The sequence below is a fragment of the Vibrio sp. Vb2880 genome, assembly GCF_033337975.1.
GTDB lineage: Bacteria > Pseudomonadota > Gammaproteobacteria > Enterobacterales > Vibrionaceae > Vibrio > Vibrio alginolyticus.
Genome location: NZ_JAWORT010000023.1, coordinates 66,995 through 74,472 on the forward strand (window position 1 = coordinate 66,995; position 7,478 = coordinate 74,472).

Below are 7,478 nucleotides of genomic sequence, written 5' to 3' on the forward strand. Positions count from 1 at the left end.
TCAGAAACTTAAGCTCTTCAGCTTCTCTTTTTCCGCTTACGAAATCGTTTTCTCTCACAACCTATGTAAGAGATCTCTCACACTACACTCTCCAAAATGCCATTCGCCAAATCAGCGCACTCAACGTATGATGATAGATATATCGTTGTTAAGGATTAAAAATGTTAACTCAAGACGTTACTAAAGAATTAGAAGCGGCAATGGAACAGTTGCAACAACAAGGAAAAGAGCCAACCGTAGCGTTAGTGAAAGCACGATTGAAAACGCCAGTTCCAATGCCAGCGTTAATCACCGCAATAAAAAGTTGGAAGAGTGCTCAACGCGTACCCAAGGTTGAAATCGCAGCACAGCACCACACCGATAATGATCGTCTTGAAGCCCTAGAACACACCGTAAAAATGCTAGCCATTCGTATTGAAGAGTTAGAAGCGAAACTCAGTGAGAAATCATCATGAAGTTATGGGTAGATGCAGACGCGTGTCCAAAAGTTATTCGCGAAACCATTGTGCGTGCCGCCGAGCGTACGGGGATTGAATGTACGTTTGTCGCTAACCACGTTGTCCCTGTGCCGAAAAGAGACAACATCCACTCGCTGCAAGTCCCTGCGGGATTTGACATCGCAGACAACGAAATCGTCAAGCGTGTAGAAGCCAACGATTTGGTGATCACGTCAGATATTCCGCTTGCAGATGAGGTTATCTCTAAAGGCGCTCAAGCCCTCAGTTCTCGTGGCGAGCTCTATACAAAAGACACCATCAAAGCTCGCCTAAATATCCGCGACTTTATGGAAACCATGCGTTCAAGCGGAATTCAGACAGGTGGGCCCGCCGCGCTTTCTCAAACCGATCGACGCGAATTTGCAAACCATTTGGATCGTATTTTGGCGAAATTTAAGAAGTAACCCTCACTCTATTCATATTGAGCCAGCAAATAAAAGCCTGGCTCATTCCTGAAAATTCATTCTCAGCATTGCACCCAAAGCGTGCTCTTACTCCCATTTGTTTTGTTCTGTTTATTTTTCATCTCGCTCACCATAGCTTCAATATGCAACGTGGTTTATTTTGAACGACGTTTTTAATAAGTGTATAGAGAATAATGGGCTTTAACATCGTTTCCAGTGGAAGCTACCTGCCAACGAATCAATGGTCTGATCGAGAGATGGATCACTTCCTAAAATTAGCGCCAGGGACCTGCCGAAATAAATTCGACGTTGAATATCGTCATGTAGCCAATACAAAAGAGACCGCTATTTACATGGCGGTGCAGGCAATAGAGCAGTGTTTAGGAAACACACATACCTTAAGCTCCGTTGATCTCCTTATCTACGCTAGCGGCACACACCACCAGTCTCTACCCTACGACGCCTCAGCGGTTCTCGCCGCGTTAGACGCTCCAACATGGCTAGAAAGCTATGATTTGAACAGCACCTGTTTATCCTTTCTCTCTGCGCTTGACCTTGCTCAGAGTCTATTCTTAGCAAAACGGTACCGTCGGATTCTTATTGTCACCAGCGAACTCGCCACTGGCATCACACTGAATCGAAATTTTACGCTCAGCAACCTTATTCGCGGACGGTGCCGCCGCATTTTTGCTCGAAGAACACGACGATGATGGATTGCTCACCAGTCACTTTGAAACGCATCATACCGGGTATTCATTTTGTCAAATTAAGGGCGGAGGTAGTCATATCAATCCGCATACCTCCGAGCATCAAGCCTATTTAAAAAGTTGCCAGTTTGAAATGGAGGGCAAAGCACTCTTTAAACATGTGCGTAAAGCCTTACCAGCGTTTCTAAAAAAAGGCTTTGACGCCTCTCCGGTAACACTCGGCGATATTGATTATTTTCTTCCTCATCAAGCCAGCGCGCATGGATTAAAAAAACTGCCTTCACTCACCGGGCTACCAACAGAGAAAACCGTTAATCACTTTTCGACTTTGGGAAACCAAGTCGCCGCCTCACTCCCAATTAACTTACACTGGCTGCGTAATCAGCCAGAAGCCGCAGGAAAACATGTGTTATTAGCTGGCACCGCCGCAGGGTTGTCACTAGGGATGGGAGTGCTAAAACTATGAAGATATTGGTCACTGGTGGCAGCGGGATGTTGGGTAGCGCAATTCTGAGAATGTTTCACCAGCAGCATGAACTGCACTTTACAGCACGAAATACAGTCATAGCTAAACAACTCGCCGAGCAATTCGATGTTATCCCACATATAGTCGATTTAAGAGACCACTCAGCAGTTCATGCGGTATGCCAAGGTATGGATGCAATCATCCATTGTGCCGCTCTCTCAAGCCCATGGGGAAAGTGGCAGGCGTTTTATCAAGCCAATGTAGATGCCACCAAAAACCTCGTCAATGCGGCTAATACCTATCAAATCTCGCGTTTTATCCATATTTCCTCCACCAGCGTCTACTTTGACCATCAAGACCGTTGGAATATTCGAGAAACCGACGCCATAGCTTCATACTGGTGTAATGATTACGCACACACAAAATACCTATCGGAAATTGAAGCCGTAAAAGGCCAAAGCAAAGCGATCATTTTAAGACCGCGTGGCATTTTTGGACCCAATGATCGCGCGATTATCCCAAGAGTGCTTAAGGCGATAAAAAACAACACTCTGCTTCTGCCATCGGGTAGAAATCCTGTGGTTGATCTGACCTATGTCGACAACGTTGCCCATGCAGCGATGCTCGCTTGCACTCAGGCAGGCCAACTTCAGCATGGTGATGTGTTCAACATTTCCAACAACGAACCAATGCCAATTGAGACTGTTCTGCAAGCTTTATGTGAGGGGTTAAACCTAAAAGTAACGTTACAATCATTACCATACGGTGTGGTATCACCATTATTAAAGCTCAGTGAGCAAATACGAAGGCACTTACCACATCAGCCAGAACCAAGGCTCACCTCATACAGCGCAGGATTATTTAACTATCATCAAACTCTGGATATCAGCAAGGCGAAACAAACACTGAATTACCAACCGCTTTTTTCAATTCAAGAAGGAATACAGCAGTATGCAAACTGGTCTAAAAATAAAAATCTTTGAGGCTGGACACTGCGTACACCCAGGCTTTGTTGTCAAACCAGGTTCTGGTATCAAGCCTAGAGCATTTCCGGCAGCCGTTGCGTTAATTCAGCACCCAACACAAGGCAACATCCTGTTTGACACGGGATATCACGAGCATTTTTTTAGCGCGACTCGCCCCTTCCCTGAACGTTTTTATGCTTGGACAACACCTTGTCGCTATAAAAAAGAACACGGAATTGTTGCGCAGTTAGCAAAAGAAAGTCTCAAACCTCATGATATTGAACACTTAGTACTCTCCCACTTCCATGCTGATCACATTGCTGCCGTGTCTGAGTTTTCCCACTCTCAATTGCATTGCCAACAAAAAGGGGTGGATGCAATTACTAAAAGTGGTCGAATTGGAGGCGTAAGAAAAGGATACCTAAAAGCTCTACTTCCTCAACAACTTGAATCTAAATTATTCATTCATAGTGACTTTTCTGTACCAATCAGCCAAATTCTTCCTCAGTGCCAAGGTGTTAATTTGCTCTGTAAAGACATGTTCGACGACGGATTCATTTATATGGTTAGCTTGCCAGGCCATGCTGCGGGTCAAGTGGGCCTATTAGTTAAGAGAGAACGAGATTGGATGTTCTTACTCGCCGATGCATGTTGGTTAATTGAGAGCTTGAGTGAAAATATCGATCAGCATTGGCTGGCTAACATGCTTTGCGATGACACAAAGGCCTATAAAAACACCCTCTCCGAGTTGAGAAGTTGCTACCAACAAACCCACCACTTTGTTCGCTTCGTGCCTTCACATTGTCAGGAAACTATCCAGCAGCTAATCAAAGAAGGGTGGATGAAGTGATAACGCTTATCTCAGAATTCTGGCGAACCCGCTACCGCCCTTTCGGTTCAAGGGAACAAGTCGAAGCTTGGCAGCAACGACATTTAACGCAACACCTAGATTGGGTATGCTGTAATTCACCGTATTACCGCTCACTTCAAGGTGCAGTACTTAGTGATTTCCCTATCATGAATAAGCAAACCATGATGGAGAACCTCTCGGAGTTGAATACGAAAGGCTTAGATGCTGAACAGCTAATGCAACAAGCACTCGAAGCAGAACAGTCACGCAACTTCGCCGCTTCAAAAGTTGGCGATGTTACTGTTGGGCTTTCTTCGGGCACATCAGGCATGCGCGGGTTGTTTCTTGCTGACAAACAGGAAACGCAACTGTGGGCTGGCAATATATTGGCTCGCCTGTTGCCCAACCTATGGCAAAAGCACCGAATTGCGCTAGCCTTGCGCGCCAACAGCCCACTGTATAAATCCGTCGCGAAAGGCCCTGTCACATTCTTTTATGCGGATTTAACTAAACCTTACCAAGAATGGATAAAAGAGTTGGATGAGTTCCAACCCACGCTTTTGGTTGGTAGTGCGCAAGCTCTTCAGCTCTGCGCCCAGTTCAGCGGTCAATTTGGTCAACCCGCAATTCAACCACAGCGGATCATTTCTGGTGCAGAAGTCCTAACTGAGAGTGACCGTCACTTTATCTCTCAACGGTTCGACAGCGAACTCCATGAAGTCTATCAATGTACCGAAGGTTTTCTTGCATGTACTGATCAGCATGGACAAATGCGCTGGAATCAAGATGTTGTTTACATCGAAAAACATTGGCTGAATACCGAACGTACTCATTACAGCCCAATTATCACCGATTTTCGTCGTAAAACTCAGCCCATTATTCGTTATCAGCTCGACGATATTATTGAGAATAAACAGGATAATGGCGTATTTGAACCTCTTGGCGCGATTGCCGGACGATGTGGTGATCGCCTCACGCTAAACGCAAACCACGTCCCAGTGACGGTGTTACCAGATCTCATCTACCGCGCTATAACACTATCCGCCCAAAGTCGCGTGGATTACCGAATCACCCAAACAGGGTCACAAGCCATTCAAATTGAAGCGGATGTTCACCACCATCGGGTTATACATCAAGCCTTGATAAAGTTGTTTGACCAATTGCGGCTTGATCCTGTCAGATTTAGTTACCGCCCTGCGCCTATTTGGACGCCAATGAATAAACAACGACGTGTGGTGAACATATGCGGGTCTTAATCACCGGAGCCCGAGCACCAGTTGCACTAGAGTGGGCAACCATGTGTATGCATCATGGACATGACGTAATTCTCACCGATTCGCTAAAAAAAACTCTAGGATCGTTTTTGCGAGGTATCGAGTCTTATATCCCCACCGCTTCGCCTCGATTTGCGTTTCCCACCTATCAACAGCAGATCCTAAAAATCATTACTCAGATGCGTATTGATATGGTGATACCCACTTGTGAAGAAGTGTATTACTTGGCTCATGTTGCCAAACAATGCCCAGAAGTAGATTTTTTTCTGCCCAATGTAGGACTACTCAATGCCCTGCACAACAAGTTGACCGTCTTTGAACAGCTTCAAGATTTGCCAGAAATTACACTTCCCAAAACTCGTTTGGTCGCTGATAAAAGTGAGGTTGAAATTAATAAGAGAACCGTTCTAAAGCCAGTTTACTCTCGGTTTGGCGGGCAAGTCATAAGAGATGTGACGACTCAGTCTATTTCTGCCGCCACGATATCGCCCCTTTTCCCTTGGGTTCAGCAACAAAAAATCCAAGGGACTCCGGTGTGTAACTATGCAATTTTTGAACATGGTGAACTTAAAGCACACCAAGCTTATGTACCGAAATACTGTGTAAACAGCTCGGCCGCCAGTGCTTTTCAGCCGATCTCATGCAAACGACTAGATAGATTTATCGCCGCTTTTGGTAAACGTCATACTTATCATGGGCAAGTGTCGTTTGACTTCATCAAATCACAAGATGAACTCTACGTGATTGAATGTAACCCAAGAGCCACCAGTGGTTTGCACCTACTCTCGTCTCGATGCAACCAACTGCTTCCTAATATGGAGTTTACCAGTCCTTCCAAGCAGCGATTGCATCATTTAGGTCCAATAACACTCATCGCTGCAGGCGGGTTATCCCTGTTCAAGGCTCGAACTTGGCAAGATTGGTGGTCTGGAGTGAATGTGATGCAACAGCATAACTTACCGGTCGGGAGCCAAATCCGGAGTATGTTTGAATTACTCCGGTTAGCTAGGCAGAACAAGACGAAGTGGAGCGACGCTTCTACCGTTGATATTGAGTGGAATGGAGAGGCATTGAACTCATGACACTTTCCTCTCAAGAATGGCATCAAACCTTTATCACTCTTATGCAGTCAAATCCTATTGATGAATGCACAGCAAGCTTTGGTTGCTACTATATCGATGATGTTGCCATTCCTTACTCCGTAACACCAAAAATACCAAACAACTGTTATGCAGTCTCCCCTATGACACTGCTTAGTGGCTACGCCGAAGAAGAGCTTCACAAAGTCAAAAATGTGGCTGTTCGATGGGTATGTAAGTTACTTATTAATATGACTAAACCAATCTTATCATTGGCTGGATTGGATCAAGTCCAAACGCTCAACAATCAGTGCTTGTCCACCAATATGTATAGCGAACAATGGGCAGCCTTAAATCTCGATGAACTGCGTCGCGTCGCACTCGATCAATACCCCACCTTTCCCTTGGTGCTTCGCTCCCTCAACCAGCGTCAGCATTTACACTTAATTCAGCGATTGAAGCAGCCAAAATGGCAAAGCTTGGTAACACGACAAGTGTATTTACTTGATGATTGGCAAGCGTTCAGCTTCAACCGAGATTTAACGAAAGACTTCAAACTGCTTAATGATAAAGATTGGCAGTTTAGGCCACTGACCACTGATGAAGAATTTCAGCGCGCCAAAGAGTTATATGACATGCTTTACCTTAATAAATACAGCATCAATAACATCCAGTTTTCAAGCCAATATTTAAAACAGGCGAGCCAGAACAAATTAGTACATTTAGTGGGACTGTTTTATCAAGAAGAGATGCTGGCTACGTTAGGCATTGTAGAAATTGATAATGATATGACTTGCCCAATTTTTGGCTACGATACCAATAAGCCACAACGCCTCGCATTGTATCGTCGAATATCGGCCTATACCATCCGCCATGCCATGATATACCAGCGTCGCTTTAATATGAGCTCAGGTGCTCCGGCTTTTAAACGCAACAGAAAAGCCCAGCCAGAAATTGAATTTAGCTATGTGTATATTGCGCACTTACCCTGGTACAAACGCATAATTTGGAAAAGCTTGTGCTGGCTCACTCAGCACTTTTATCGCCCTTTGTTGATACGTTTTCAGCTATAATCCGACATCTATAATCAGGTAAGCCTGCGTACACAGTCTCAATCGATAAAAAAGCCTGCGACGTTCGCAGGCTTTTTATAATGGAGCTGTGCCGTCCTAAATAAGGTTGACACTTTCCACCCCCAAAATTGGAGAGTGTTATGAAATCAACAACTAAAAGAAC

Annotated in this window: 7 protein-coding genes and 1 pseudogene; all 8 read left to right on the forward strand. The window is 44.9% G+C overall.

Annotation, left to right across the window (positions count from 1 at the left end; all coding sequences use genetic code 11):
- Positions 1-161: 161 nt before the first annotated feature.
- Positions 162-455 (forward strand): hypothetical protein, encoded by a 294-nt coding sequence (locus tag R7M92_RS20280; RefSeq protein ID WP_033905520.1) that lies wholly within the window; start codon positions 162-164, stop codon positions 453-455.
- Complete coding sequence (locus tag R7M92_RS20285; RefSeq protein WP_005380310.1) at positions 452-901, forward strand: YaiI/YqxD family protein; 450 nt, start codon at positions 452-454, stop codon at positions 899-901. Before R7M92_RS20280 ends, R7M92_RS20285 begins: the two co-directional genes overlap by 4 nt.
- Before the next feature lie 194 nt (positions 902-1,095).
- Positions 1,096-2,074, forward strand: a pseudogene (locus R7M92_RS20290) (ketoacyl-ACP synthase III).
- Positions 2,071-3,057, forward strand: coding sequence for an NAD-dependent epimerase/dehydratase family protein (locus tag R7M92_RS20295; protein ID WP_053349821.1), 987 nt, complete (start codon positions 2,071-2,073; stop codon positions 3,055-3,057). The pseudogene R7M92_RS20290 and the gene R7M92_RS20295 overlap by 4 nt, the downstream one beginning before the upstream one ends.
- On the forward strand, positions 3,026-3,889 hold the full coding sequence (locus R7M92_RS20300) for an MBL fold metallo-hydrolase (protein WP_318134103.1): 864 nt from the start codon (positions 3,026-3,028) through the stop codon (positions 3,887-3,889). The genes R7M92_RS20295 and R7M92_RS20300 overlap by 32 nt, the downstream gene beginning before the upstream one ends.
- Positions 3,877-5,145 (forward strand): F390 synthetase-related protein, encoded by a 1,269-nt coding sequence (locus R7M92_RS20305; RefSeq protein WP_373921009.1) that lies wholly within the window; start codon positions 3,877-3,879, stop codon positions 5,143-5,145. Before R7M92_RS20300 ends, R7M92_RS20305 begins: the two co-directional genes overlap by 13 nt.
- Positions 5,133-6,245 (forward strand): ATP-grasp domain-containing protein, encoded by a 1,113-nt coding sequence (locus tag R7M92_RS20310; protein ID WP_064368721.1) that lies wholly within the window; start codon positions 5,133-5,135, stop codon positions 6,243-6,245. Before R7M92_RS20305 ends, R7M92_RS20310 begins: the two co-directional genes overlap by 13 nt.
- Entirely contained in the window at positions 6,242-7,315 is a 1,074-nt protein-coding gene (locus R7M92_RS20315) for a hypothetical protein (RefSeq protein ID WP_064368722.1), read from the forward strand. The genes R7M92_RS20310 and R7M92_RS20315 overlap by 4 nt, the downstream gene beginning before the upstream one ends.
- Positions 7,316-7,478: the final 163 nt, after the last annotated feature.